Here is a 26,685-nt window from a genome sequence, read left to right on the forward strand (position 1 = left end):
GTATACTAAAATTACAAAAATCCTAAACAAGTTGGAAAGATTTTAAAAAATTAACAACCCAAATTCCCTCAGTGTCAATACTGGCTTGGAATACCAAAACAATTCAAAGTCGTCAAACTGTTTTTCAAAATCGGTTTTGAGTTGGGAAAAAGTAACCGCTTTTTCATTTGACAGCGATAGTAAATCAAGGGATTTTAAAAACCAATCTGCTTTTTCCTTCTCTAATGAAATGCTGACGGTTTCTGTCCTGTCGTGAAATGTTAACTGCATCATTTCCCAGGAATTCCCTTTTTTGGATTTGGTGAAAGTTTCCGTGATTGGCTTTCCTCCTATCCAGATGATTTTTGCTGTGGGTTTTATGCTGAAATTTTCTTCCTTCTCAAGGCATAAAACAATATAATCTGACGGGATTTTGGTAGTTGGGATTTTAAAATCAAACCAGTCCTGAAGCTCATAATCAAAACAGATTCCGTGCATGTAATTAAAAAGGGATTTTTTTAATCCAAAGCTGAATTTGTCGTGATCAATTCCGGTTTTGTCCTTGAACTGTATGTCATTATTGGCAAAAGTGATGTCATTCATTTCGGGAATTACACCAAACTCTTCGGGAAACATTCCAACAGGGCTGTGTGCCGTCATCGCAAACTGATGCCAAAAACCAGACTGCAGTATTCCCAATTCAAACATCTGGCGCACCATTTCCAAACTGTCAACGGTTTCCTGCACTGTCTGCGTCGGATAACCATACATCAGGTACGCATGCACCATGATTCCCGACTCGGTGAAGTTCCGGGTTACCTGTGCAACCTGTTCAACGGTAACGCCTTTTTGGATTAAATCCAACAATCGGTCAGAAGCAACTTCAAGTCCGCCCGAAACAGCGATGCAGCCCGAAGCCTTAAACAATCTGCACAAATCGGCAGTAAAATTCTTCTCAAACCGGATATTTGTCCACCATGAAACCGTCAATTTCCTGCGAAGTATTTCCAACGCAACTTCACGCATCAAAGCTGGCGGTGCAGCTTCATCCACAAAATGAAAACCCGTTTCGCCTGTTTGGGCAATGATTTCCTCCATTCTGTCGACTAAAGTTTTGGCAGCAATGGGTTCGTAAAGTTTGATGTAATCCAATGAAATATCACAAAAAGTACATTTGCCCCAATAACAGCCATGCGCCATTGTCAGTTTGTTCCAACGTCCATCGCTCCACAAACTGTGCATCGGATTGGCAATTTCAATGACCGAAATGTATTTATCCAAAAACAAATCGGTATAATCCGGAGTTCCAACCTGGCTTTGTTTATAATCCGATTTTGTCGTGTTGTTTTTATAAACAACCTCATTATTTTCCAGAAGGAAAGTCCTTTTAAACTCATCTTCGGAATGACAAACCGATTGATGAAGTAATTCCACCGGAAGCTCACCGTCATCGAGTGTGATAAAATCAAAGAATTCAAAAACGCGTTTGTCCTTTAAATCGCGGAGTTCTGTATTTGGGAAACCACCACCCATGGAAACCTTAATTTCCGAAATGTTCTTTTTAATGAATTGCGCACAACGGAAGGCGCTGTATAAATTCCCCGGAAACGGGACGGAAATCAGTACCAATTTGGGTTGAACCTCCCGAATCCTTTTTTCGAGGATTTGTAATGAAACAGTGTCAATGTAAGTCAGTTCATGCTGCAAATGGGCATACATTTCGTCAAAGGAATTGGCGCTTCGGCCCAAGCGTTCGGCATAACGGCTGAAACCAAAGTTCTCATCAATACACTCTTTGATATAATCGGATAAATCTTCAAGATATAATGTGGCAAGATGTTTGGCCTTGTCCTGCATTCCCATCGAACCAAAAGCCCATTCCATATCATCCATTTGTTCAAAGCGTGACGCTTCCGGCAGGAAATTGCCCGAACAGATTTGACGTGCCAGCGTATGGTTTCTACCCTGAAGAAATTCAACTACGCCATCAACCGTGTTAATGTAATTCTGTTGTAATGAATGAATCCGCTGTAGGTTCTTATCATTACTTCGCAAATCACGTTCAAAAATGGCCTTCAATCCTTGTTTTGAAAAAAGTTCCAGGATCACTTCGATACCCAAATCCATTTGGAAAGAGTCAATGCTTTTGGTGTTCAAAAAACCTTTTAAGTAAGCCGTTGCCGGATAAGGTGTATTGAGCTGAGTAAATGGCGGCGTGATTAAGAGAATGTCTTTCATTGCTGGCAAAATTACTGAAATTATATACAAGTAAGGATCTTTGGTTTATTTGTAGGAAAAAAAGTTTATATTTGGTAATAGAGAGGAAATAGAGACTAAACAATGACCAAAGAAACTACTTTTTTCAGTTATTCCAGATCAGATTCAGAGTTTGTACTGAAGCTTGCGAAAGATTTGAGAAGCAAGGGAATTGAACTTTGGCTTGACCAGCTCGACATAAAAGCAGGCAATCGTTGGGATGCTTCTATTGAAGCTGCCATTACTTCTGCCTCCAGAATTGTGGTTTTCCTTTCTCCTGTATCTGTTGCTTCCAATAATGTAATGGACGAAGTTTCCTTTGCAATGGAAACAGGTAAGACAATTATACCCGTATTGTTAGATAAATGCACTATCCCTTTCAGGTTGAGAAGATTACAGCATATTGATTTTACTGGTAATTATGAAGTAGGTGTAATTCAGTTGCTTGAAGTTTTAGGGCATGATCCTTCAACTGTTGGCAGTCAAAAAGAAAAAACAATTAATAAAAAAGAAAGTAAAGAAAATCAAGAATATCATTGGAGATTGGCAAAATTTACAAATACGGAAGATGCCTATCGTCAATACCTGGAAGGATATCCTGATGCTTATTTTAAAAACCAAGCGCTTGCTGCGATACAAAAATTAGAAACAAGCAAAAATAAGAAAGCAGCCAATGTTCCTGAAAATGTAGTTGTTCCTAATCATCACCAAGATGAAGATGAAGATGATTATAGTGATATTGATATTGATGATATAGTTGACAAGGCTTCAAAACGCTTCGAATTAAATGGAAAAATCCTGAAATGGACAATAGCAGTAATCTTAATTTCAGCCATAATCTTTGCCATAATTTCAATCAGAAATAAACAACTTAAATCAACAAAGATAGAAACCGCCACAGATACTGCTGTTGCAGTGATACCGGCAACTCCTGACCAACCTGCTGATACTCTGGCAAAAGATCCCGAAAAAGAGCAAAAGCCTGCAATTTTAGTTGAAGATAGAATTAACCCAAAATGGAAAGATATAATTACAGATGAGGATTCGCAAAGAATAAACAACGCTGTAAATTTTGTCACTGTTCGACTTAATAATTTGCCCCAAAAAGGTGATTATGACGAAAACGATAAAAAAAGCGAGGTTTTAAAAATAATTCAAAGCAAAAAACTCGCTATAAACTCCGAAGATTTGGTGCAATTTAAAAGAGTGAGGTCGATACAGGGAGATGAAAATTTATTTATTTATGACTATTTTTCATGTAAGTTCAAAAAAGAAGAAGACAGGATATTTTTTAAAAAAACCACAGGATCTCAAAGAAAATCTGGGTATCTATATAAAAAAGATGAATTCAGTTATGTGTTTTTAGGAGGTTATTCATATAACAACGATCCTTTGACTTCTTATAATAGTGAAAACGGAGAAGCAGGTATTTTATATAAAATTTCGCCAGGTAAACTCATTTTAATTTTTCCACAAACCAAATATGGATATGAAATTTTAGACTTTATAAAATAACTTATCCTACCTCCCTTCCCCTTTTCTGGCAACGATAAGTTCGTTTAATTTTTTTCCATACATCGATTTGGAAACCTTTGGTGTCATTGACTTTTGGATGGTATCAAGGAACTTTAGATTGATGTCGTAAATTTCAGCCAAGGTCACATAAGGCGCAACTTCATAGTCTCCGTGATTTACCGCAAAGTTTGTGGTGTAAAGGTATTTACGCTTTAGGATTCCTTTTTGTTCTTCTTCCAACCTATTGATTTCATTATCGTTTTTAGCTTTGTATGCTTCGAATTTTTTCTGGATTAATGTCAAATCCTGATCCACATACCTTGAAATCACTTTTTTATATTCATCATAAAGTTCCTGGTTTTTAGAACCGGTAATTTTGGCATCAGCCGTAAAAAAATCCAACGATGTTTCAATGTTCAGCATTCCTTTTTCAGCAAAAAACGAAATATTATTATCCAGCGAATTGGTTACGCCACGGTCCAAAAACAGGTACAGCATTTCCGGCGATTGCAAATCAAACTCACTGGTAAAATGGGAATCCCCATCAATCTTAATGGTATCAATGGCGATTAAAGTCGTGTCTTTTATTCGTTGGATATACAAAGTACCTTTCTTCAAACCTTTGATGTTTCCGGTTATCATGAAGTTTTTGGTTTGTTCTTTTTTATCTGAACAGGATACTAAGGCTAAGATTGAAAGCAGTGCTAGGATGGATTTGCGCATTTTTTATTTTTTTGCAATACTACTAAAAAAAATCCTCAATCTGTAGTACAAATTGAGGATTTAGAATAGGTTTATTTTTTGAAAATTATCCTTTCAACCAGGCATTGTTTAACTTCTCTTTTGAAGGGTCTGAAAGTTTGTAACCTTCAACTTCAAAATAAGATAATTTTACTTTACCATTTAATACTTGCTCCTTACCTTCTCTTTTAATCTTAACGCTAATCGCATCATCAGCTTTCCATTTCTCACTTTCCATAATCATATCATAGATGTTGTCAAGATTATAAGGTTTATCATTGATAGCCAAAATAATATCTCCTCCTTTGATCCCCAGATTATTCATAAAGTCATTTAAAGGTGTGCCCGGAACAACTATAATTTCCTTGGTATTTGGATTTACCGTAATGAACGGTGTTGTTGGATCTTTCAGGAATGGATTCCCAGGTTGCTGGATTTTCTCTTTGGTCACGCCCATTTTGGCAAAATATACTTCGTACGGAATTGGTGAGTTACCTGCTACATACTTATTCAGGAACTCCCCAACTTCAGGATACGTAAGCTGCGTTATTTTTGCAAAAAGCTCATCATCATTAAATGGTTTGCTTACTCCATATTCCTGTGACAATTTTTTCATCATGTCTAAAATTCCTCTTTCTCCGTTGCTTTTCTCACGAATGATGATATCAATGCACATTCCGATAAGTGCTCCTTTTTCGTATACATTCAGGTATTGGTCTTTGTAAGGCGCTGTCAAAACATTCGCACTCATTTCTGTGAATGGCATAGTATCATTCATGTTAGCCGAATTGGTAATCTTACCGGTCATTCTTTGATAGAATTCATCTGCATCGATTAATCCCTGATTTACCTGGAATAAATTGGCAAAATATTCTGTGACTCCTTCATACATCCATAAATGCTTTGACATTTTAGGATTGGTATAATCAAAATATTGAATTTCCTTTGAGTGAATGCTCAGCGGAGTTACCGTATGGAAGAATTCATGTGAAACCACATCTTTTATTTGTTCTCCTAATGCCTCTGTTGGCATCGCTTCCGGAAAACAAACGGTTGTTGATGTATGGTGTTCCAAGGCACCAAAACCTTTTGCATCATTTCCATTCATATCCGAAAGATACAAGATGACCGTATATCTTTTGTTGGCATTTATAGAACCCAAAAATGCTTTTTGGGCACGCATTGTTTTTTCTAAAAATGGTAATAACGATTTTGCTGTGTGCGCTCCGGTTGGAGAATAAACCGCAAAAACAATTTCCATTCCGTCAACGGTAAAGGTCTCGTAATCGGGTTTAGCGTACATTATGGGATTGTCTGTCAAATCAAAATAACGCGTTGCCTTAAAATTATCAACGGTATCACTTTTATCAGTATCAATTAAAGATGTTGCACCATAAAGGTCTTTTGGATGCAGGATTGTAAGGCTGTATGGAATCTCGGTCAAAGCGGTCTTATCTTCAAAAAAACCAACGAAACCATGGTTGTTTACCATAAAGTTTTTGCCTTCAAGGATGTTAACTCCTGCCGGAGAAAAGATGTCATCCTTCCCAAAGCCACGCCCGTTTTCAGAGTCATAGGTGTCATTTACCCAATATGTAATTTTTGCCAATGATTTCCCATTCGGAATGCTCCACGAATTGTCATCGGTTTTGGTAACCACTAATTCCTTCCCGCCTTTGTCAAATGCTTTCAGGTTGTCAACCAGTTTTCCGTAATTGTCTGCCGAGTATGTTCCCGGAACTGTTTTAGGAAAGTGAAAAACAACATTGTTACCCGTAAATGCCGGTGGCGTCATGGTAACCATAACCTTGTCATTTTGCACATGATTTAAATCGATTGTTACTTTTACTTCAGAAGTTGAAGCTTTTTTTTGTGCAATTGCGGTTTGACTCAAAGCTGATAACGCGAAAAAAGCACTAAGAATTAGTTTTTTCATTACTAAAATTTATTTATTTTATTAAGTGAGTCCCCAAAAGTAACCATTAGTTACAAAGATTTTAACATTTTTAGATTTGATTAACTAAAATAATACTGCTGAAAAATAAAAAAACTCCTGCTTAGCAGGAGTTTGTATTTTAGTCAAATTTATTTTTGATATAATATTTACTGTCTAAATCATCAAAGTCGTCAATGATTGGCTTCGGCTTGGGTTTGCTTCCGCAAGCTTTCTTTTTCCAAAGTTCAAAATTATCCTTGGACAATCTTTTTCGCATTAATTCGGTAACTTCATTTTCATTAAGCCCAAATTCTTCCTTTATTACTTCAAAAGGTTTTCTTTCCTCTTGCGCCATGCTGACAACTCTTTCCAATTGTTCGCTGTCAAGTTCCATTAACTTACTTTTTTTCATTTCTGTAAAAGCATTTATAAAATAGATTCCTGTTTTAATTCGTATTTCAATATTAATAAAAAAAATAATTAGTTGGTAAACATCAATATTATTTTTTTTCAACCCTTATGGTTTAGGTGCGCGTCGTTTCTGAAAAGGGATTGCCAATAAGTTGCCTAATTTATTGTGTTCCTCGGGTTTCATATGGGTATCAACACCATACACGAGTTTATCCCTATCCAATGTCCTGAACGTTCCAAACAATCGATCCCAAACCGAAAAAATGTTGCCATAATTGCTGTCGGTATAAGGCAAAACGTAATGATGGTGGACTTTGTGCATATCGGGAGAAACAATAAAATAACTCAAAAAGTTGTCGAATTTCTTGGGCAGGACAATGTTGGCATGATTGAACTGGGTTGCAACAACAGACAAAGTCTGGTATAAAAACACCAGCCACATCGGACTTCCGACAATCAATACTCCAACTGTTGTGAAAATAAAACGTATTACACTTTCTCCCGGATGATGGCGGTTTGCCGAAGTGGTATCAATCCAGGTGTCCGTATGATGTATCAAATGGAAACGCCATAGGAATTTGACTTTGTGCTCAACAAAATGCGCGAGGTAAGCGCCAATTAAATCCAAAAGCAATAACCCAATAATGGCAAACAGCCACGCATTCATTTCAGGCAGCCAATTCAGCAATCCGAAATGGTTTATTTTGGTCCAGTCTGCGGCTTTGAGCAGAATGAAGGCAAGGCAGAAATTGACAATAATCGTCATAACCGTAAAAAAGATATTGATTCCTGCATGCTGCCATTTTTTATATTCAAATCGGATAAACGGAAAAGCGCTTTCAATCAACCAGAATAATGCAATTCCTCCAGCCAAAATCAATGCCCTGTGCGAAGACGGTATTGATGAAAAATAATTGATTATTTCATTCATAGCAAAGTATTTTATTCAAATATAACAAATCCATTATTTGATAATCCGGAATGTTAGATTTATTCTGGCACCTATGGGTTTGGCTGTTTTCGGAATCTGATGTTTCCAAAAATGCTGTGTTGCACCTTTCATAATCAACAAACTTCCGTGTTCAAGATTGATTTTTAATTTCTGTTCTTTGATGGTATTATGTTGCAGATGAAAACTGCGTTCCGCTCCAAAACTCACCGAGGCAATCACCGGATTTCTCCCCAATTCGCGCTCATTATCGGCATGCCAGCCATTGCTGTCTTTTCCGTCACGATAATAATTCAGTAAAACAGTCGTGAAATTCTCTTTGCAGTTTTCCTCAATCTCATTTTTAACAAACATCAATAAAGGATTCCACGCATTGGGCTGCATTACAATATTGGAATAACTGTATGGCTTTCCTTCGTTGCCAAAAAGTGAGGTCAGTCTTGGTTGTGGATGTGTTTTGCCAAATACTGTAATAGCATCCTGCTGCCACGGAATTTCATTCTTAAGTTTTTCAAACAATTCGTCTGCACGATTACTATCAAAGAAATTGGGATAATACTCAATTTCAGCATCGGGTAGATTGAAGATGATTTTTTCTTTGGGGAACAATGAATCCATATTCCAAAAATAAAAAAACGACGGCATTCAGCCATCGTTTTCCTCAAATAGTTATTTATTGATCTAGGTAATTTACTCAGGATTGTGTTGATGCAATAGGTTTTTATAAATAAATCCTCCAGCCAAAGCACCCGCAATTGGCGCCAGCCAAAACAACCAAACCTGGCTCAGTGGTGTTCCTCCTGCAAAAATAGCCTGTGATAACGAACGTGCCGGATTTACGGAAGTATTTGTGATTGGAATGCTGATTAAATGGATTAAAGTCAGTGCCAAACCAATGGCAATTCCCGCAAACTTTACGTGGGAGAATTTTCCGGTAGCGCCAAGGATGACAAGTAAAAAGAACATTGTCAAAATAAATTCTGCCAAAAAGCAGGACATCATCGAATATTTATCAGGGGAAAAATCATCAAATCCATTCGAAGCAAATGCTCCGGCTTTGGTATTATCAATAATGTTTCCTGCCTTGCCTGACCAAATAAAGAAAAGCGTCGCTGCAGCTGCAATGGCGCCAACACATTGGGAAACAACATAAGGCAGTAAATCCTTGGCCGAAAATCTTCCTCCAGCCCAAAGACCGATTGAAACGGCCGGATTGAAATGCCCGCCTGAAATATGGCCTACAGCATAAGCCATGGTCAAAACAGTAAGTCCAAAAGCCAGTGAAACGCCAACAAATCCGATTCCTAAATCGGGAATTCCTGCTGCGAATAAAGCACTTCCGCAACCGCCAAAGACAAGCCAGTAAGTGCCGAAAAATTCTGCGAATAGTTTTTTCATAAGTTTGGTTTTAGAATCATGAAAAGCATGATTTGGTTAGTATACTAAAATTACGAGTAAATTATTAGGTAGAAAATCAGTTAAAACAAACTTATCAACAAGGTTCTGAACTAATTACATTATCCACCAATAGCAATCATGCTTCTATTTTGGGAAAACAATTCGGGGTTTTGGAATTTGAGATCATCGTCCATTCCGGCACGCACTGCCATTTTGGAAATCAGGTTTTGATGGATTAGCGGAAGTATGGATTCTCCGGCACGCAAGGTTTCCAACAAAGATGTTTCAGAATTAGAGAACAAACAGTTTTTTAGTTTTCCGTCAGCTGTTAAACGGATTCTGTTGCAGGTTGAGCAAAACGGATTGGTAACCGAACTGATAACTGCAAAGCTTCCCATATGCGATGCAATCTTAAAGTTTTTTGCAGTATCGTTGGGCGCATCTTCCAGACGCTGTATTTCAGAAATTGCATATTCCGATTGGACAGTTTCCATGATTTCGGCATAGGAAACCAATTTTGATTGATCCCATTGATTTCCTGAAAAAGGCATGAACTCGATGAAACGGACCTGCACCTTTTTATTTTTTGTCAAAGAAATAAAATCATTTATTTCATTGTTATTGAAAGACTTAATTAAAACCACATTAAGTTTGACATTAAATTTTTTTTTAAGCAGTAAATCAATGCTTTTTTGAACGGTTTCAAAATATCCACGTCTTGTAATTGCATTGAATTTGTCTTTTACCAAACTATCAATGCTGATGTTTATCGTTTTGATTCCGGCCTGCTTAAACGTTTCAATAAAGTTTGGAACCAAGATCCCATTGGTAGTAATCGTCAGATTAACACCTAATTCCCCCAATCGTAATATGATTTCCTTTGCATCTTTACGTACCAGAGGTTCGCCACCAGTCAGCCTGATTTTATTCACACCAAGGTTAACAAAAGTCCGGGCAATGGAAACAATCTCGTCGGCAGTCATTAAATGAGGCTTTGGCGTAAGCTTAATCCCTTCTTCAGGCATACAATAGGTACATCTCAGATTACAATGTTCTGTAATCGAGATGCGCAAATAATCGTGTTTGCGTCCAAATGCGTCCTGAAGGAGATTGCTATTTCCCATGATCAAAGCCGTTTAACAATTGAAACAAGTGCAGCACAGATGGAAAAACCGCGTCGATTGATTCGGCTGCGCCGTTTGTTGAACCAGGCAAAGCCATCAACAGGGAATTTCCTTTAAAACCTACAACACTTCGCGACAGCATGGCAAAAGGCGTTCGCTGCTGTCCATACGAACGAATAGCTTCCTCAATCCCCGGAATTCGTCTTTCGATAAGCGGAATTATTGCTTCCGGAGTTACATCCTTATCGGACAAACCTGTTCCTCCTGTAAGGACAATCAAATCTGTTTTGCCATCACAAAGCCTATGGATGTTGGTTTGAATGATTTGAATATCGTCAGGAATGATATTGTAATCCGTTATTTTTAGTCCTAATTTTTCCAGCTTTTGCGTTATCGCCTTTCCTGAACTATCCTCCTTTTTACCTGAAGAAACACTATCGGAACAAACCAATACAGCTACCTTCAGGTTTATATTTTCCTTCACTCCATAATCCGATTTCCCGCCTTTTTTATGAAGCAGTTTTACCGTGGATATTTCAACATTTTTATCAATGGGCTTGAGCATATCATATATTGTCAAGGCCACAATTGACGCGCCATGCATAGCCTCAACCTCAACGCCGGTTTTATAGATTGTTTTAACCGTAACCTCAATCTTAATACAGTCTTTGAGACATTCAAATTCTATCCCTGTAAACTCAATCGGCATGGGATGACAGTCGGGAATAACACTCGCTGTATTTTTCACAGCAAACAATCCCGCAGTTCTTGACACTTCCAGCACATTGCCTTTTGGCACAGCATTATTCAAGACAGCCTTGATGGTTTCAGGCGAGCCAACTTTTACAATAGCCTGTGCAACTGCAGTTCTTAGTGTTGTGATTTTATGTGTGATGTCGACCATTTATGTATTTTTTTTCCAGGTATAACTCTCGTCTTCAAAGATTTCTTTGCCAAAAACGGCTGTTTTTTCCTTTATTGCTTCAACCAAATATTCCAATGCTTCATAAACCACTTTGCGCCTTGGCGCTGAGACAAAGACAAACAGGCAGATTTCCCCGGTTTTAACCAATCCAAGGCTATGATAAATATGCAGGCAGGACAAGTCATATTGAGCAAATGCCGCTTCACGGATTTCATAAAAACCCTGCTCCGCCATTTCTTCATAAGCCGAATATTCTATTGCCATTACAGTTTTTCCATCAATCTGATCTGCCCGAACCTGGCCCAAAAAGATATTATGCGCACCAATAGCAGTTTTGCTTTGGTGCTTCGCAATGGAATTTCCAATGAATTCTGCCGAAATAGCACCTTGTATAAAAGATGTTTTTTTTGGTTTATCTGTCGTCATTTATTTAATTTATTCTTTTGTATTTCAATAGTTTGAGCGCTATTATCTAGACTATTGTACAAATATAGGCTTCCGCTCAAAACTTCACCAAAATTTAAAACAATTTTGAGTACTTCATTGGCCTGCATTGCTCCTAAAATATTTGGCAATACGCCCAAAACTCCAGAGTTGTTGCAATTCGCAACAGTTTCCAATATTTCGTTTTCAGGAAATAAGCACCGATACGTTGGACCATTCTTATAATTAAAAACCGAAAGCTGGCCTTCGAACTTATGAACTGAAGCATAAACCATCGGAATCTCATTGGCAACAGCCACATCATTAATCAGATAGCGTGCCGAAATAGAGTCGGTGCAATCTACTATGATTTGATAATCACTACTAATTTCAGGAGCATTCTCTTTTGTAAAATAATCAGCGTAAGGAATTATTTTTATTTCAGGATTTTGGTTTGCAATGACTTCACAAGCCACATCAACCTTTTTCCTTCCGCAATCGTTCAAGGCGTAAAGATATTGTCGATGCAGATTGGTTTCCTCTACAACATCTCCATCCACAATCCCGATGGTTCCCATTCCGGCCGCAGCCAAATTCTGCAAAACAGGACATCCTAAACCTCCGGCTCCAATAATCAAAACCTTTGCTTCGGCAAGTTTGAGCTGTCCCAAAATCCCAATTTCAGGCAATATGATTTGTCTTTCGTATCGTTTCATTCCTCTAATTTTATCCACCTGCAAACGGAGGCAAAAAAGCCACTTCATCTCGGTCTTTTAATTCGGTTTCGCGATTTGCGATTTTTTTATTAATTGCAACTGAATAATTAATATCCAGTATTTTAGGATATTTTATTTCAATTTCTGATTGTAATGTTTTTAACGTATTTGAATCATTTTCCACAAAAAACAATTCTTCCTTTTTTTGCGTAATATCAGCTATGATTCCGAAATATTTCACTGTTATTTCCATTAGGTTGTGTACAATTTAAAAATAGCAATCAGCAATACTACAGCGAGTACATTTCGGAGTACAATCAGGTTCATTTTTTTACTTCCGAAATAACCTCCCAGAATTCCACCAATTAGAGCAACACCAATTAAGGATGTTGATGAAATTGGCAATGTTCCCCCTTTTGATAAAAATCCAAAAAGCCCCGAAATTGAATTTACAAAGATAAACAATGCAGAAACAGCTGCACTTTTTTTAATATCGGCCCAACCCAAAAGCAATAGTACCGGACTCAGGATAATGCCGCCTCCAATACCTATCAATCCTGATAAAAGTCCAATCAATGCGCCTATGTACAATGCTACTGGCAAATCAACCGGTTTTAGTTCTCCCTTCTGTTTTCCAAAAAAGCCCAACAGTCTTGCTACTGCAAACAGTAAAACCGTTGCCAATATGATTTTATAAATATGGGTCTCAACCGTAAGCATTCCGCCAATAAATGAAAACGGAACGGAAGTTATTGCAAACGGATAAAACAGTTTCCAATCAAACTTTTTCTCGCGATAGTAAAAATAAAACGAGATTGCCGAAACCAATATATTCAAAACCAAAGCCGTTGGTTTCATAAACGTTACCGGAAAAGCAAACAGACTCATCAATGCAAGGTAACCACTGGCGCCGCCATGGCCTACGCTGGCATATAAAAAAGCAACAAACAGTAATAAAACGAATAATAACGGAGATTGAATGAGTTCGCCTGCAAGCATATTTTTAAAGATTAACGAACCGTAAATATAGCGACAATTATGATTTTCAGATAAGATAAACCGAAACTTTGTTGCCTTTTAGCAATTGGTATTTTCCTTCCGGAACATAAACCAAGGCATTGGCGAGCGCAAAAGAGTTGAGCATTCCCGAGTCCTGATGCGATAAAATCGTAACCTCATCATCATTGATGAAGGCTTTTAAAAATTGGCTTCGCTCATTATCAACAGTAAAATCATAAGCTAAAGCCTTCATGAGTTGTGAGCCATATTTATAACTTATTCCTGAACGTTTGTGCAGCGTTGGCAACACATACACATAGAAACAGGTCAGGCTTGCCGCCGGATTACCAGGTAAGGCAAAGATGATTTTATCATTTTGCTTTCCAGCGAATAAAGGTTTTCCCGGTTTTTGGTTGACTTTGTAAAACAATGTTTCTACATTCAGGCTTTCCAGGGCTTTGCCTACAAAATCATAATCACCCACTGATATTCCGCCCGAAATCAGCACAATATCATTTTCATTGAGGGCTTTTTCAATCGTAATTCTCGTCTTTTCAAAATCATCACTAACCTGATAAAGCGAAATAGCATTGAAATTTGCATCAAATAAAGCAGTTTGCAGCATTATTGCGTTGCTTTCGTATACTTTTCCGTCTTGGAGATTTTCACCAGCAGCAACGAGCTCATTTCCGGTTACAATAATTCCTACCGAAGGCTTTTGAAAGACTTTGGCCTTCGTGAATCCTAGTCCTGTTAGAAACCCTATTGCTGCTGCGTTTAAAAAAGCACCTTCTTCAAGCGCAATATCCTCTTTCATAATCTGCGCACCAAGCTGCCGGACATTCGTTTCCGTTTTCATCCTTTCGTGAACTGACAAAACGGAATCCATAACTGTTACTTTTTCAATCTGGATAACAGCCTGTGCGGAATTGGGAACCGCAGCACCGGTAAAGATTTTAACGGCTTGACCAGGTTGAAGCTCTTTATCAAAAAAATCTCCTGCCTTGATTTCTCCAACAATTTCATAATGCAGGTCATCATGCAGCGCTAAAGCAAAACCATCCATAGTTGCCTGGCGGAATGGTGGCATATTGATGGGCGAATAAACGGTTTCAGCCAAAACATGATTGCGTGCTTCCAGTAACGAAAGCTCCACTACTCTTTTGGAATAGCCCTGTTTTTCTAGTATGGAAAAGGCTTCTGCTGTTGAAATCATCTGTTTTGGTTTTTAACGCGGATTAATTGCGCTGCTACACTAATAGCGATTTCCTGCGTTGTTTCACTTTTGATATCAATTCCGATTGGCGCATAAACGCGGGCAATTTTTTCTTTATCAAAACCTTCTTCCACCATTTTTGAAAACAGTGTTGCAATTTTTTCTTTACTGCCTAATAAGCCAATATATTTAAAATCCTTGTCGATTAGTTTCCTAATGATAATCTCATCCGTTCGATAACCAAACGACATAATCACTACATAAACGTCATTCCCTTCTGGAATATAATTATCAATTTGTTCAAAATCAACGGTTCGTTTTGAATGTGCAAAATGATTCTGCTCCATTGTATTCAGGTTATCCCGATGATCGAGAATGTGGATTTCAAAATCCAGTTTCGAAAGCGTTTCGCTTAATGCCAAACCAACGTGTCCTCCACCAACAATATAGACTTTCTGCGGAAGTGAATTGGTTTCGGTAAAACTCCATGTTGCATTTTCATGGGGAATATTAATTCCCAAATTGCTATAATTAATTTGAAAATCCTCTTCGGTAAGTATTTGATCCACCAATGGCAGAAAATCTGAATCAATATCGTAAAAAGCAATAGTCTGCCGGCCTGAACATATCATTCCCGATTGGTCTTTGGGTGCTGACTTATCGTGGATTTGATGCTTCATAAAAGGTTCAAAAGCAGGTTTGTCCAAAAGCGATTGCGCGTATTCCACCAACTTGTGCTCCATGATTCCGCCACCTATTGTACCGAACATTCCGTCTTTGGTAACCGCCATTTTGAAGCCTTTCCGTCCCGGACTGCTGCCTTCATTGGCAATCACAACCATCAGCACCAATCGCTTTTCGGATTGGAGGGTTTCGGAGAGTTTTTTATAGAAATCCTGAGTCATTATTTTGAGTGGTTCAACTTGCCAAAATTAACTTTTTATCCTTAAGTTTGTATGTTTGCCTTTCGGGTAAATCCAAAATAAAATGCAAGACAGAAAAATTTACAGCAACCGCGTTTGGGTTGAAAACAAACTACAGCCGGCAACCTTAAGTTTCAGTAACGTAACTATTACGTCCATTGATTTTGAAAGATTGAATGATGCTGTAGATTATGGCAATGCCGTGATTATGCCAGGCGTTATAGACGTTCACGTACACATTAACGAACCAGGAAGAACCGAATGGGAAGGTTTTGAAACCGCTACACAAGCTGCTGCTGCCGGTGGTTCCACCACAATAATCGATATGCCTTTGAATGCGAGTCCGGTTACGACCACTTTGGATGCGTTCAACCAAAAATTGGAAGCCTCAAAAGGCAAAATGAATGTCAATGTAGGGTTTTATGCAGGGTTGATTCCGGGAAATGCTCCCGAATTACAATCGTTGATTAAGGCTGGAGTTGTGGGTGTAAAATGCTTTTTGACACATTCAGGAATAGATGAATTCCCAAATGTTACCGAAAAGGATTTAGACGAAGCGATGCCTATTATAGCTAAATCCAATATTCCGCTTTTAGCGCACTGCGAATTATACGACACCGAAGTTGACTGTGATTTTGAAAACAATCCAACAAGCTACCAACATTACCTGGCAAGCCGTCCAAAGAAATGGGAAAACGATGCCATCGATTTGATGATCAGAATGTGCCGAAAACACAATTGCCCGGTTCATATCGTCCACGTTGCATCTGCGGAAGCGTTAGCAATGATTGAAGCAGCCAAAAAAGAAGGCCTGCCCATTACAGCCGAAACCTGTACGCAATATATTTTCTTTAATGCCGAAGACATTCCCGACGCAAACTGCATCTACAAATGTGCGCCACCAATTCGTCAAAAATCGAATAATGAGCAATTAAAGCAAGCCTTTGCAACTGGTGTTTTGGATTTTCTGACCACCGACCACTCGCCTGCTCCGCCTGATATCAAGGAAATGGAAAGCGGTAATTTGAAGAAAGCCTGGGGCGGAATTGCAGGAATCCAGTTTCTGCTTACAGCATCTTGGACCGCTTTAAAAGACACACTATCATTGGAACAATTTATCCCGTTGGTAACCTCCAAACCTGCCCATTTTATTAAGGCAGTTAAGAAAGGCGAATTCAAAATTGGAAACGATGCTGATATTGTCATTTGGAACCCAGATGAAGCTGAATTGGTAAAAGCGGAGGACATTTTTTTCAGATATAAAATAAGTCCATATATTGCGCAAAACTTAAACGGTAAAGTGCTGGAAACTATAGTCAATGGAACTACCGTTTATCACAATAAATCAATAGAAAATAAAAATAAAGGACAATGGCTTTTGCAAAAGTAACCGAGATTATAAAGGAATCACCAGCATTTACAGCATTAACCGACTTAGCCGCAGAACGACTGGGCGGAAAGGTTTTATATGCAACCGATGATTTCTTTGCTGAAAAAGAAAACCTGATTCTGCCAACACGTGGCATTTTCATTACCGATAAATATACTGACCGTGGCAAATGGATGGACGGCTGGGAAAGCCGCAGGAAAAGAACACCGGGACACGATTGGGCTGTAATCCAGTTGGGCGTTTCGGGAAAGATTACCGGATTTGATATTGACACCAATTTCTTTTTAGGGAATCATCCTCCTCATTGTTCGATTGAAGCGGTTAACCTTCCTGATGGTTACAAGGTTTCTGATTGGGAAGATGTTGATTGGAAGGAAATTTTGCCAAAATCCCATTTGGATGCCGGTTCACAGAATTTTTACGAATGCGAGAGCAATGAAATCTACACGCATTTAAGATTACATATCTATCCTGATGGTGGCGTGGCACGTTTCCGCGTTTATGGCGAAGTTTTCAAAAACTGGAATTCGGTTTCGCCTTCAGAAGAAATCGATTTGGCTGCTGCTACCAATGGTGGTCAGTCCATTGCCTGCAACGATATGTTCTTTAGCGCTATGGGCAATCTGATTATGCCAAACCGCGGCGCGAATATGGGTGACGGTTGGGAAACCAAACGCAACCGAACGCCAAATAATGTGGATTGGGTAATTGTAAAACTGGCCCACAAAGGAATTGTAGATAGAATCGTTGTGGATACCTGTCACTTCAAAGGAAATTACCCTGATAGCTGTTCGATTGAATGCTGCTCAAGCGATAATGACGATGCCGTTATCAAAAATGGTGACTGGAAAACATTGCTTCCACAGCAAAAGTTGAGCGCTGATAACGAACACGAATTTGTAAAGGAAATAAACAGCCACGAGCCTATCACTCATGTAAGATTGAACATCTTCCCTGATGGAGGCATCAGCCGTTTGAGATTGTTTGGTAAAATCAGTAAATAGTGTCGATAAGTACTTTTGTCATAGTCGTTTTGTATGTAATTGAATTCAGCGTATTAATTACGTTGGGCTATATGTCATACAAAATGCCCAACTTCCTTAAAGGAAAAAACCAGAAAAATCCCGAAGGCGATGAAGACATCCGAAATACCAGCCAGAATTATATCTACGCCGGAATATTACTGATGGTAGTCGCCATCCTGTTCAATACTTATATAGTTGTTGAAGGAACGCCTTTGGAAGCGCATTTGATGGAGTGGCTCAACATTGTCATCCGTTTGATGCACATTACATTTGGAATTGCATGGATTGGTGCTTCGTTTTATTTTGTGTTTTTGGAAAATGCCTTAAACCGAACTGAAGACGTTCGCGATGAATTGGCCGGAAACCTTTGGGCTGTTCATGGTGGCGGATTTTATTATTTGGAAAAATATAAGGTCGCGCCAAAGGTAATTCCGAAACACCTGCACTGGTTCAAATATGAAGCGTATTTTACCTGGCTTTCCGGATTTTGTTTGCTGTTTGTGGTGTATTATTTCAATGCGTCCGCTTTTCTAATAGACAAGAATGTTTTGGATATTACTGCAGCAGAAGGAATTCTGCTTGGTGTAGGCTCATTTGTAGTAGCATGGCTGATTTATGATAGGATGTGTAAATCATCCTTAATAAAAAACCAACTGTCATTTGCCTTGGTTGGCTTTGCATTCCTGATATTGTTCGCTTTCTTCTATTGCCATGTTTTTAGTGCAAGAGCTGCTTATATCCATTTTGGAGCCATGATTGGAAGCCTTATGGTGGCCAATGTGTTTTTTGTAATTATCCCGGGTCAAAAGGAAATGGTGCGTTGTGCCAAATTGGGAATCCCATTAGATCCGAGTTTGGGTAAAAAAGCCTTGGCGCGTTCGTTACACAACAACTATTTTACGCTTCCGGTTTTGTTTGTGATGGTGAGCAATCACTTTCCATCGACCTTTGGGTATGAATACCCTTGGTTGATTTTGGCAATAATCTCGTTGGGCGCAGCCGGTGTAAAACATTACCTGAACCTAAAGGAACAAAAGCACCTCAACGTATGGATTCTTCCGGTTTCGGTTGTGATACTTTTGGCGGCCTGTTTTATATCGGCACCAAGTACCAATCCGTATGAATGCAAAAAAGAAGTTACCTTTATAGAAGTTAATGAGATTATCCAGAAACGTTGTGTGCAGTGCCACTCTTCTTCGCCTACGGATGATGTTTATAAAACCGCTCCTAATGGAGTGAAATACGATACACCGCAGGACATCCTGAACAAAAAAGATTTGATCATGCAGCGTGTGGTTGTGACCAAAACGATGCCTCAGAATAACAAAACCAACATCACCGAAGAAGAACGCAACATGATTCGGTGTTGGATTGAACAAGGTGCAAGCCTGAAATAATGACGACATGAATTTATTAGCCTTTAATACCTTACCCGAAGAAACTGCAAAAAGGGAATTATTTGCCTGTTGTGGTTCGAATAAATGGGCCGATGCAATGATGAAGCATTTTCCTTTTGCTTCCGAAAAACAGTTGGTGGATTTGTCTTCCAAAATTTGGTATGACGAATGTGGAGAAGAGGATTGGCGCGAATCGTTTACGCATCATCCAAAGATTGGCGATGTAAAAAGCCTGACCGAAAAGTTTGCCGGAAAGGAGCAGGCCGGAGTTGCAGTAGCAACGCAGGCAACGATTCAACATTTGGCGAAAGCCAACACCGATTACGAAACCAAAAACGGATTCATATTCATTGTTTGCGCCACAGGAAAATCAGCGGATGAAATGTTGGCTTTATTGAATGACCGACTGCAAAACACAACCGAAGAGGAACTGCACATTGCAATGGGTGAACAGCAAAAAATTTCCATCATCCGTTTCAAAAAGATGCTTCCCGATGGCGATTTCAGTTTCCTGAAAGTAAGCCAGATTACAACCCACGTTTTAGACACTTCAACCGGAATTCCGGGAAAGGATATTTCAATTCGTTTACAAGCTTTTAGAAATGGTAAATGGCAGACCATTACACAGGGAATTACCAATGCTGATGGCAGGATTCCCGATTTATTGGCTCCTGATAAAAACCTAAAACCGGATACCTATAAAATGGTTTTCGACACCGGAAGCTATTATTCGAAAACAAACACCAAGACGTTTTATCCAATAGTGGAAATCATTTTCAGCACTTTTGACGAAATGCATTACCATGTTCCTCTGCTCGTGAATCCTTTTGGATATAGTACTTATAGAGGAAGCTGATTTCATTTAAAATTCAAAATTTATAATTCAAAATAATTAGAGATGACAATTCCTAATAACAAAAAAGAACAATTGTTCAACAGTTTAAGCAAAGCCAATTCGGCTTTCAACGAAATATATCCCGGTGACCGAAGCGACCGACAGCCGGTTCATACGCTTTATGGTGGTGCCAATCTTTTCAAATCGGACGCTCCCATCCTATTGGGGCAACGCGCTCTAGAGATATTGGAAACCTATGCACCCAACCACGAAGTTTTCGGAAAAGCTTTCGGATTGACTGGCGGAAATGATTTCAGCAAAAAAATCTATGATAAGGTCGTGGCCAAATTAAAATCGGAAGCGATTGAAGATTTCCGTATTGATTTTGAAGACGGTTACGGAAACCGGAGCAACGAAGAAGAAGATGCAACCGCTGAATCTACAGCCAAGGAAGTGGCCAAAGGCATGAAAGACGGTACGCTTTCCCCTTTTATCGGAATCCGAATCAAGCCTTTTACTGAAGATATGAGGGAAAGAGGTTTGCGGACTTTGGATATCTTCATTTCAACTTTAGTGAAAGAGACGGGCGGAAAATTACCCGATAATTTTGTGGTGATGCTGCCAAAGGTTACGATTCCTGAACAGCCTGAAACGCTGGCGAATTTCATGACAATTTTAGAAGAGGAATTAGGCCTTGCCAATGGAACCCTCAAAATGGAAATGATGGTGGAAACCACTCAGGCAATCATGGACATTGCAGGAACCAACCCATTATACCGATTCATCAAAGCCGCTCAAGGTCGTTGCATTGCGATGCATTTCGGGACTTACGATTATACCGCAAGCTGCAGCATTACGGCTAAATACCAGGAAATGGATCATCCCGTTTGCGATTTTGCACACCACGTAACCAAAGTTGCCCTTGCCCACACTGGCATCTGGCTGAGTGATGGTGCTACGAACACCATGCCTATCGGTCCGCACCGAGGTGATTTGACTCCACAGCAGGAAAAAGAGAATATGGAAGTCGTTCACAGGGCCTGGAAAAAAGGCTACGACCACATCCGCCACTCGTTATGGAATGGGTATTACCAGGGTTGGGATTTAAATCCTGCGCAGTTCCCAATGCGTTATGCGGCGGTGTATGCCTTCTTTTTGGAAAGCTATGACGATGCGGTGGACCGTTTGAAAACCTTTGTGGAAAAAGCCGCGCGTGCCACACTTATCGGAGATGTATTTGATGATGCTGCAACGGGACAAGGATTACTGAATTATTTCCTTAGAGCCTTAAATAGTGGTGCTATTACTGAGGAGGAAGTGTTAGCAACTGGCCTGACTTTAGATGAAATCAGAGGCCGTTCATTCAAGAAGATTTTGGAGAACAGGGCTGGGAAATAATCTGATTTTATATAAATAAGAAACCGCATCATAATGGTGCGGTTTTTTTATTGGTATAATAGGAACTGATTAAAGCCCACGCTATCAGGCTAAGTGTTTTTAGCTACCTTCTCAAGAATTTCCTTGACCATTAAACGTGTTTTTAATTTGGTTTCAAACTGATCCATAACAATCCTGGAAAGCTGCATCAGCATGGAGGATTCTTTGGCAGTAAGCTTTCTTGGATTTTTATCGATGATACAAAAGGTGCCCAGATTGTATCCTGCAAGGGTTCTTAAAGGAGCAGCAGCATAGAATTGTAACCCCATAATTCCGGCAACCAATGGATTTGCCATTGCCCGAGGGTCTTTTCTTGCATCTTCAACAATATAAATATCATCAGATAAAATAGCGGAGCTGCATAATCCCGGAGTTCGTGGAATTTCTTCGACATCGAGGCCATAAGCTGATTTAAACCAAATCCTATTGTGGTCAACAAGAGTGATTATTGCAATTGGGACATCAAAGATTTTTGCTGCCAACTTTGTAATTTCATCAAATGCACCATCTGCGGGAGTATCCAGTATTTCGTATTTAAGAAGGTCTTCTATTCTCTTATCCTCTACAATATTTTCCATATTTTGTAAAGGTAGTGAATTAGTTTTTGGAAATCTTATTTCTGTTAAAGCTACCAAAATCCTGCCCATTAGTGAGAAAAGTCAACTAAGCATACCCTGTAAACACTAGGCTTAAAAAACTACCGTATGTTTCGTTCGAAAGATGCGGATGTTTTGCTTAAAAGATACGGATGTTTCTGTTGAAAGATGCGGATGTTTTGAAGGAAACTACCTGATGTTTGTTGAAGCAGTAAATGTAACAAAACAGCCCAGTTGACGACTACTGTTTAAACCTTTAGCTAATAATCATGAAAATCAATATGTTCGTTATCCTAACAATAGTATTGTTTGGTTGTTCTTCAAGTGATGAACCAAAGCCGGTAAAAACGGTTATTTATTTGATCCGCCATGCTGAAAAGGCTGATTCAAGTGCTAATCCAAATCTATCTGCCGCTGGTTTGCAGCGGGCAAATAACTGGGCCATAATTTTACAGGATGTCACCTTCAGTAGTTTTTACAGTACCAATTATAACAGAACGCTGCAGACTATAGAACCTACGGCAAACAGTAACGATAAGGAGGTGGAACTCTATAACCCTGCAAATTTTTCATTAGAGGATGTGATAGCAGCCCATTCAGGCACAAATGTGATGATCGTTGGCCACAGCAATACTATTCCGCAATTAATCAATACCTATTTGGGCTCGAACATTTATCCTGAAATGGCGGAAACGGAATTTGGGAATTTGTACAAAATCACTATTGTGGACGGCGTAGTTTCACATGAAATGACTGTGCATAATTGATTGCTGTTTCTTAAGGTTTTAGTAGGAAACAAGCACGGATTACACACGACTACAATATATAATTATGCCTTTTTATACAAATCCATCAAAACCTTTTCAGGTGTATACGGAGCATTGACAGCCAAATCGGCGTTGGGGTTAAAGGCTTTTACCGCGTTACGAATGGCAAAATAGGCCCCTATTCCGTACATCAGTGGTGGCTCGCCCACAGCTTTTGATTTTTTGATGGCGAGTTCGTGGCCTTCGGTTTCCAAGTGTTGGATGTTGATTTGTTTTGGCACCGAATAAATATCGGGAACTTTGTAAGTCGACAATGCATTTGAAAGCAATCTTCCCTGGTCGTTGTAAACAATTTCCTCAAGTGTCATCCAGCCAATTCCCTGAACCAAACCGCCTTCGATTTGTCCGTTGTCAATCGTTGGATTCATACTTTTCCCAAAATCGTGCACAATGTTGATACTGTCAAATTCGTAAGTTCCTTTGAGGCAGTCCACCGTAACTTCATGTATCGAAGTTCCGTAAACGTGGTACGCAAACGGGTGCCCTTTTTCCTTGGTTTTATCGTAATGGATTGTTGGCGTAGCATAATGGGCATTTTCCGAAAGTGCAACTCTCATTACATGTGCCTTCATCACCAAATCCTTCCAGCTGATTTCCGTCGCCTTGTCATTGGCAAACAAAAATTCATCGTTAATCTGCAGCTTATCAGTATTCAATTCGGTTTCGGCTACTTTGAGCAATCTTGATAATAATGCATTACACGCCATCTGCAAAGCTTTTCCGTTAAGGTCGGCTCCTGCACTCGCAGCGGTTGGCGAGGTATTGGCAACGCGAAGTGTATTCGTAGATTCAATACGAACGCGGTTCGCCCGTATTCCAAAAGTCTCGGTTACAATCTGAAGCATTTTGGTATTCAGACCCTGCCCCATTTCAACTCCACCCGTACTTACTACAACACTTCCGTCATGATAAATGTGTACCAACGCACGTGCATGGTTCATCATCGTATTGGTAAACGAAATCCCGAAACATATCGGCTGGATTGCCAATCCTTTTTTGAATCGTTTATTGTTTTTATTGAATTCTTCTACTCTGGTTTTTTGTGCGTCGTAGTCGTAGCTTTTCATACAGGTTTCCCAGGTATTCGTAGCTTCAACCTGTTGCAGGATTTGCCCATAAGATAATTCAGAACCATCAACAACTAAATTTTTTCTCTGAATCAAAGCCGGACTTACGCCTAATGATTCTGCGGCTTTTACAATCGCAGCTTCAATTACGAATTTGCCTTGTGGGCCACCAAATCCACGGAAAGCGGTATTCGGAGGCAGGTTGGTTTTACAGCTAAACGCTTTCGCAATCACATTCGGAATAAAATACGCATTCGTCGAATGGAACAAGGTTCGTTCCATAACCGCTGGCGACAAATCGGCTGCAGCTCCTGCGTTTTGGTAATGTGTTACTTCGTAAGCGATAATTTTTAAATCGATATCCAAACCAATCTTAAAATCGGCGGAATACGGATGGCGTTTCCCGGTCATGCGCATATCGTCCATACGATGCATCGACATTTTTACGGGCTTGTGCAAAATCTGCGAAGCCAAAGCTACCATCACTGCCCAAGGTGTAGCTTGGTCTTCCTTTCCGCCAAAACCTCCACCCAAACGAACCGTATCGATTTCGACCTTGTGCATTGGAATTGCCAAAACCTGAGCCACCATTCTTTGAACGGCAGTTGGGCCTTGAGTAGATGAGGATATGATAATGCTTCCGTCTTCCTTTGGACGCGCGTAAGCACCTTGTGTTTCTATGTATAAATGTTCCTGCCCGTTGACATCGCTTCTGCCTTCAAAAATATGGGTACATTTTGCCCAGGCAGATTCGGTATCACCTAATTTAAACTGTCTTGGCGGCATGATTAATTTGCCTTTCGCCTGTGCTTCGCGTGGATCAACAATTACCGGAAGTTCTTCAAATTCGACTTTAACCAATTTGGAAGCCTGACGGCAATGATGCTCTGAAGTTCCTATAATCAAAGCGATTACCTGTCCGCGAAAGTGCACTTCGTCTTCGGCAAATAAAGGTTCGTCGGGAATGATACCACCAATCTGATTTAAGCCCGGAATATCCTTATAAGTCAAAATCCTAACAATTCCGTGGCTGTTCAAGGCGGCATCAAAATCGATGCTTTTGATTTTGGCATGAGCCACAGTTGCATCAAACGGAAGCGCATACAAGGTTCCATTCAGTTCCTGAATGTCGTCAAGGTAAATGGATTTGCCTTTTACGTGATTATGTGCGTCTATATTAATCATAGCAAATCCTCCATTTTAATGGTTTCAGGGAATAGTTCAATGAAATGCCCAAAGAATAATTGGCGTCCTAATAATCTTTTATAAGCTTCTGTCCCACGTGCATCGCTGATTGGTGACAATTCGCTTTGCAGGATTTGCTCCGCTTCTTTTATTACTGATGCCGAAATGGTTTTGTTTGCCAAAAATTCACAGGTCTTCGCCAAATATTTCGGGATTGGTCCTACTCCACCCATTGAGGCATGGGCTTCAGCAATTAGATTTCCATTTACAGAAATTGATATTGCCGAATTTACGCTGGCAATGTCTAAATATTGGCGTTTGCAGACTTTCTCGAAATTGAATTGGATTCCGTTAACGGGCAATTCAAAAGCAATTTCGGTGATGTATTCGTCTGGTTTTTTATCAAAGGTTTTATAGCCTGTATAGAAATCCTTGAGCATTAGCTTGCGGTTTTCTTTGACTTTGTTGGTCAATGTTAGTTGGGCTTTCATTGCCAAAAGGATAATCGTAAAATCGCCAATTGGTGAACCGTTGGCAATATTCCCGGCTATGGTTGCGATGTTCCGGATTGGGGTTGAGGACAATAATTTTAAATGCCTGTACCAATTGGGAATCGTTTCGAGCAATCGTTCGTTCTCCATCAAATCGGTAACCGTTGCAGATGATTTTAGTATGCAGCGATTTCCTTCAAATGTAATTCCGTTTAATACGTTTTTATCAAATAAATAATCCAAATCGTATTCGTGGATATCGTCATGTTTTTGAACATATAAATCGGTTCCGCCACCAATTGGGATCTGGCCATTTGAATTATATTCTTCGGTTTTTAGGGCTTTTACCCTTTCTTCAATGTCTAAAAAATAATTGGGTACAAACTCATTGGCAACCAGCCATTGCATTGAATTGTTTTGGTCTTTTGAAACCAATTTGCTTGCCAATTGCGCCGAGGCACGTTCAATGGTTTTATAACCCGTACAGCGACAGATATTCCCATCGATGGCACTTATGGCACTTTCCAATGTTGGTTCCGAACACGTCAATGCAAAACCGCACATCGAGTTGACAAAACCCGGCGTACAGAAACCACATTGGGTTCCTGAACAATCGACCATTGCCTGTTGTGCCTGGTTTAATTTGTCGGGCAAATTTAAACCTTCGACAGTAACCACGTGTTTTCCGTGAACGTTTGGCAAAGGTGTCAAACAGGAAGTAGCACTGATGTATTCCAGCTTTCCGTTTTTCATCGAGCCAATCAAAACCGTACACGCACCACAATCGCCTTCACGGCAACCAATTTTTGTCCCGCGCAGGTTTTCGTCATAACGCACAAAATCAAGCAAAGTGGTACTTGCCGGTTTGTCGGTTTTGATGAGTTGGTTATTTAATATAAATTGAATCATAGGGATTTCAGCAAT

General features: G+C 39.6%; 25 protein-coding genes. 7 read left to right on the plus strand and 18 right to left on the minus strand.

Features of this window, described 5'->3' with window-relative positions:
- Positions 1-42 precede the first annotated feature (42 nt).
- The gene (locus L1S31_RS09990) at positions 43-2,217 is read right to left on the minus strand and encodes a B12-binding domain-containing radical SAM protein (RefSeq protein ID WP_236464588.1); all 2,175 of its coding nucleotides are present in this window, start codon (positions 2,215-2,217) and stop codon (positions 43-45) included.
- Between the two features lie 102 nt (positions 2,218-2,319).
- Here L1S31_RS09990 and L1S31_RS09995 point away from each other — a divergent pair, with 102 nt between their 5' ends.
- Positions 2,320-3,750 carry a DUF4893 domain-containing protein gene (locus tag L1S31_RS09995; protein ID WP_236464589.1) on the plus strand — a complete coding sequence of 477 codons (1,431 nt, stop codon included), beginning with the start codon at positions 2,320-2,322 and terminating at the stop codon, positions 3,748-3,750.
- Positions 3,751-3,756: 6 nt separating this feature from the next.
- Here the strand turns inward: L1S31_RS09995 and L1S31_RS10000 are convergent, their stop codons facing one another.
- From L1S31_RS10000 to L1S31_RS10065, 14 genes are all read right to left on the minus strand, one after another.
- Entirely contained in the window at positions 3,757-4,473 is a 717-nt protein-coding gene (locus tag L1S31_RS10000) for a DUF4369 domain-containing protein (protein ID WP_236464590.1), read from the minus strand.
- Positions 4,474-4,558: 85 nt separating this feature from the next.
- Positions 4,559-6,427, minus strand: a complete 1,869-nt coding sequence (locus L1S31_RS10005) for a M61 family metallopeptidase (protein WP_236464591.1) — start codon at positions 6,425-6,427, stop codon at positions 4,559-4,561.
- Positions 6,428-6,566: 139 nt separating this feature from the next.
- Positions 6,567-6,839 carry a TIGR03643 family protein gene (locus tag L1S31_RS10010; RefSeq protein WP_236464592.1) on the minus strand — a complete coding sequence of 91 codons (273 nt, stop codon included), beginning with the start codon at positions 6,837-6,839 and terminating at the stop codon, positions 6,567-6,569.
- A 105-nt stretch (positions 6,840-6,944) separates the two neighbouring features.
- Positions 6,945-7,769 (minus strand): sterol desaturase family protein, encoded by an 825-nt coding sequence (locus tag L1S31_RS10015; RefSeq protein WP_236464593.1) that lies wholly within the window; start codon positions 7,767-7,769, stop codon positions 6,945-6,947.
- Positions 7,770-7,802: 33 nt separating this feature from the next.
- Entirely contained in the window at positions 7,803-8,432 is a 630-nt protein-coding gene (locus L1S31_RS10020; protein ID WP_236464594.1) for an alpha-ketoglutarate-dependent dioxygenase AlkB family protein, read from the minus strand.
- Positions 8,433-8,477: 45 nt separating this feature from the next.
- Entirely contained in the window at positions 8,478-9,185 is a 708-nt protein-coding gene (gene aqpZ, locus L1S31_RS10025) for an aquaporin Z (protein ID WP_236464595.1), read from the minus strand.
- 119 nt (positions 9,186-9,304) lie between these two features.
- The gene (moaA, locus tag L1S31_RS10030; RefSeq protein ID WP_255702244.1) at positions 9,305-10,309 is read right to left on the minus strand and encodes a GTP 3',8-cyclase MoaA; all 1,005 of its coding nucleotides are present in this window, start codon (positions 10,307-10,309) and stop codon (positions 9,305-9,307) included.
- On the minus strand, positions 10,299-11,213 hold the full coding sequence (moaCB, locus tag L1S31_RS10035; protein WP_236464596.1) for a bifunctional molybdenum cofactor biosynthesis protein MoaC/MoaB: 915 nt from the start codon (positions 11,211-11,213) through the stop codon (positions 10,299-10,301). Before moaCB ends, moaA begins: the two co-directional genes overlap by 11 nt.
- Complete coding sequence (locus tag L1S31_RS10040) at positions 11,214-11,660, minus strand: molybdenum cofactor biosynthesis protein MoaE (RefSeq protein WP_236464597.1); 447 nt, start codon at positions 11,658-11,660, stop codon at positions 11,214-11,216.
- A complete protein-coding gene (locus L1S31_RS10045) occupies positions 11,657-12,373 on the minus strand; it encodes a HesA/MoeB/ThiF family protein (protein WP_236464598.1) in 717 nt (238 codons plus the stop codon). The genes L1S31_RS10040 and L1S31_RS10045 overlap by 4 nt, the downstream gene beginning before the upstream one ends.
- A 10-nt stretch (positions 12,374-12,383) precedes the next feature.
- A complete protein-coding gene (locus L1S31_RS10050) occupies positions 12,384-12,626 on the minus strand; it encodes a MoaD/ThiS family protein (RefSeq protein WP_236464599.1) in 243 nt (80 codons plus the stop codon).
- Complete coding sequence (locus tag L1S31_RS10055) at positions 12,626-13,372, minus strand: sulfite exporter TauE/SafE family protein (protein ID WP_236464600.1); 747 nt, start codon at positions 13,370-13,372, stop codon at positions 12,626-12,628. Before L1S31_RS10055 ends, L1S31_RS10050 begins: the two co-directional genes overlap by 1 nt.
- A gap of 46 nt (positions 13,373-13,418) precedes the next feature.
- Positions 13,419-14,588, minus strand: coding sequence for a molybdopterin molybdotransferase MoeA (locus L1S31_RS10060; RefSeq protein ID WP_236464601.1), 1,170 nt, complete (start codon positions 14,586-14,588; stop codon positions 13,419-13,421).
- The gene (locus tag L1S31_RS10065; RefSeq protein WP_236464602.1) at positions 14,585-15,493 is read right to left on the minus strand and encodes an XdhC family protein; all 909 of its coding nucleotides are present in this window, start codon (positions 15,491-15,493) and stop codon (positions 14,585-14,587) included. Before L1S31_RS10065 ends, L1S31_RS10060 begins: the two co-directional genes overlap by 4 nt.
- Positions 15,494-15,575: 82 nt before the next feature.
- Between L1S31_RS10065 and allB the strand changes: the two genes are divergently transcribed.
- The 5 genes from allB to L1S31_RS10090 are packed head-to-tail and all read left to right on the plus strand — an operon-like array spanning position 15,576 to position 21,556.
- Positions 15,576-16,901 (plus strand): allantoinase AllB, encoded by a 1,326-nt coding sequence (gene allB, locus L1S31_RS10070; RefSeq protein WP_236464603.1) that lies wholly within the window; start codon positions 15,576-15,578, stop codon positions 16,899-16,901.
- A complete protein-coding gene (alc, locus tag L1S31_RS10075) occupies positions 16,883-17,905 on the plus strand; it encodes an allantoicase (RefSeq protein WP_236464604.1) in 1,023 nt (340 codons plus the stop codon). The genes allB and alc overlap by 19 nt, the downstream gene beginning before the upstream one ends.
- The gene (locus L1S31_RS10080; protein WP_236464605.1) at positions 17,905-19,323 is read left to right on the plus strand and encodes a urate hydroxylase PuuD; all 1,419 of its coding nucleotides are present in this window, start codon (positions 17,905-17,907) and stop codon (positions 19,321-19,323) included. Before alc ends, L1S31_RS10080 begins: the two co-directional genes overlap by 1 nt.
- A 7-nt stretch (positions 19,324-19,330) precedes the next feature.
- Positions 19,331-20,179, plus strand: coding sequence for a 2-oxo-4-hydroxy-4-carboxy-5-ureidoimidazoline decarboxylase (gene uraD / locus L1S31_RS10085; RefSeq protein ID WP_236464606.1), 849 nt, complete (start codon positions 19,331-19,333; stop codon positions 20,177-20,179).
- Between the two features lie 42 nt (positions 20,180-20,221).
- The gene (locus tag L1S31_RS10090) at positions 20,222-21,556 is read left to right on the plus strand and encodes a DUF6986 family protein (RefSeq protein WP_236464607.1); all 1,335 of its coding nucleotides are present in this window, start codon (positions 20,222-20,224) and stop codon (positions 21,554-21,556) included.
- 89 nt (positions 21,557-21,645) lie between these two features.
- Here L1S31_RS10090 and L1S31_RS10095 read toward each other — a convergent pair whose 3' ends face one another.
- Positions 21,646-22,173: a GAF domain-containing protein gene (locus L1S31_RS10095; RefSeq protein ID WP_236464608.1), complete on the minus strand. Its 528-nt coding sequence runs from the start codon at positions 22,171-22,173 to the stop codon at positions 21,646-21,648.
- 287 nt (positions 22,174-22,460) lie between these two features.
- Here L1S31_RS10095 and L1S31_RS10100 point away from each other — a divergent pair, with 287 nt between their 5' ends.
- Positions 22,461-22,958 carry a SixA phosphatase family protein gene (locus tag L1S31_RS10100; protein WP_236464609.1) on the plus strand — a complete coding sequence of 166 codons (498 nt, stop codon included), beginning with the start codon at positions 22,461-22,463 and terminating at the stop codon, positions 22,956-22,958.
- A gap of 62 nt (positions 22,959-23,020) precedes the next feature.
- Here L1S31_RS10100 and L1S31_RS10105 read toward each other — a convergent pair whose 3' ends face one another.
- Entirely contained in the window at positions 23,021-25,270 is a 2,250-nt protein-coding gene (locus L1S31_RS10105) for a xanthine dehydrogenase molybdopterin binding subunit (protein WP_236464610.1), read from the minus strand.
- Positions 25,267-26,670 (minus strand): FAD binding domain-containing protein, encoded by a 1,404-nt coding sequence (locus L1S31_RS10110; protein WP_236464611.1) that lies wholly within the window; start codon positions 26,668-26,670, stop codon positions 25,267-25,269. The genes L1S31_RS10105 and L1S31_RS10110 overlap by 4 nt, the downstream gene beginning before the upstream one ends.
- Between the last annotated feature and the right edge of the window lie 15 nt (positions 26,671-26,685).

It is taken from the genome of Flavobacterium wongokense, assembly GCF_021608265.1.
Taxonomy (GTDB): domain Bacteria; phylum Bacteroidota; class Bacteroidia; order Flavobacteriales; family Flavobacteriaceae; genus Flavobacterium; species Flavobacterium wongokense.

What these genes read in the sequence shown, in the direction of transcription:
- allB (WP_236464603.1), top strand. Translation starts at nt 15,576, where the DNA reads ATGCAAGACAGAAAAATTTACAGCAACCGCGTTTGGGTTGAAAACAAA.
- L1S31_RS10100 (WP_236464609.1), top strand. Translation starts at nt 22,461, where the DNA reads ATGAAAATCAATATGTTCGTTATCCTAACAATAGTATTGTTTGGTTGT.
- uraD (WP_236464606.1), top strand. Translation starts at nt 19,331, where the DNA reads ATGAATTTATTAGCCTTTAATACCTTACCCGAAGAAACTGCAAAAAGG.
- L1S31_RS09995 (WP_236464589.1), top strand. Translation starts at nt 2,320, where the DNA reads ATGACCAAAGAAACTACTTTTTTCAGTTATTCCAGATCAGATTCAGAG.
- L1S31_RS10015 (WP_236464593.1), bottom strand. Translation starts at nt 7,769, where the DNA reads ATGAATGAAATAATCAATTATTTTTCATCAATACCGTCTTCGCACAGG.
- L1S31_RS10095 (WP_236464608.1), bottom strand. Translation starts at nt 22,173, where the DNA reads ATGGAAAATATTGTAGAGGATAAGAGAATAGAAGACCTTCTTAAATAC.
- moaCB (WP_236464596.1), bottom strand. Translation starts at nt 11,213, where the DNA reads ATGGTCGACATCACACATAAAATCACAACACTAAGAACTGCAGTTGCA.
- L1S31_RS10065 (WP_236464602.1), bottom strand. Translation starts at nt 15,493, where the DNA reads ATGACTCAGGATTTCTATAAAAAACTCTCCGAAACCCTCCAATCCGAA.
- L1S31_RS10005 (WP_236464591.1), bottom strand. Translation starts at nt 6,427, where the DNA reads ATGAAAAAACTAATTCTTAGTGCTTTTTTCGCGTTATCAGCTTTGAGT.
- aqpZ (WP_236464595.1), bottom strand. Translation starts at nt 9,185, where the DNA reads ATGAAAAAACTATTCGCAGAATTTTTCGGCACTTACTGGCTTGTCTTT.
- L1S31_RS10055 (WP_236464600.1), bottom strand. Translation starts at nt 13,372, where the DNA reads ATGCTTGCAGGCGAACTCATTCAATCTCCGTTATTATTCGTTTTATTA.
- L1S31_RS10110 (WP_236464611.1), bottom strand. Translation starts at nt 26,670, where the DNA reads ATGATTCAATTTATATTAAATAACCAACTCATCAAAACCGACAAACCG.
- L1S31_RS10040 (WP_236464597.1), bottom strand. Translation starts at nt 11,660, where the DNA reads ATGACGACAGATAAACCAAAAAAAACATCTTTTATACAAGGTGCTATT.
- L1S31_RS10020 (WP_236464594.1), bottom strand. Translation starts at nt 8,432, where the DNA reads ATGCCGTCGTTTTTTTATTTTTGGAATATGGATTCATTGTTCCCCAAA.
- L1S31_RS10105 (WP_236464610.1), bottom strand. Translation starts at nt 25,270, where the DNA reads ATGATTAATATAGACGCACATAATCACGTAAAAGGCAAATCCATTTAC.
- L1S31_RS10010 (WP_236464592.1), bottom strand. Translation starts at nt 6,839, where the DNA reads ATGAAAAAAAGTAAGTTAATGGAACTTGACAGCGAACAATTGGAAAGA.
- alc (WP_236464604.1), top strand. Translation starts at nt 16,883, where the DNA reads ATGGCTTTTGCAAAAGTAACCGAGATTATAAAGGAATCACCAGCATTT.
- moaA (WP_255702244.1), bottom strand. Translation starts at nt 10,309, where the DNA reads ATGGGAAATAGCAATCTCCTTCAGGACGCATTTGGACGCAAACACGAT.
- L1S31_RS10045 (WP_236464598.1), bottom strand. Translation starts at nt 12,373, where the DNA reads ATGAAACGATACGAAAGACAAATCATATTGCCTGAAATTGGGATTTTG.
- L1S31_RS10050 (WP_236464599.1), bottom strand. Translation starts at nt 12,626, where the DNA reads ATGGAAATAACAGTGAAATATTTCGGAATCATAGCTGATATTACGCAA.
- L1S31_RS10090 (WP_236464607.1), top strand. Translation starts at nt 20,222, where the DNA reads ATGACAATTCCTAATAACAAAAAAGAACAATTGTTCAACAGTTTAAGC.
- L1S31_RS10060 (WP_236464601.1), bottom strand. Translation starts at nt 14,588, where the DNA reads ATGATTTCAACAGCAGAAGCCTTTTCCATACTAGAAAAACAGGGCTAT.
- L1S31_RS10000 (WP_236464590.1), bottom strand. Translation starts at nt 4,473, where the DNA reads ATGCGCAAATCCATCCTAGCACTGCTTTCAATCTTAGCCTTAGTATCC.
- L1S31_RS09990 (WP_236464588.1), bottom strand. Translation starts at nt 2,217, where the DNA reads ATGAAAGACATTCTCTTAATCACGCCGCCATTTACTCAGCTCAATACA.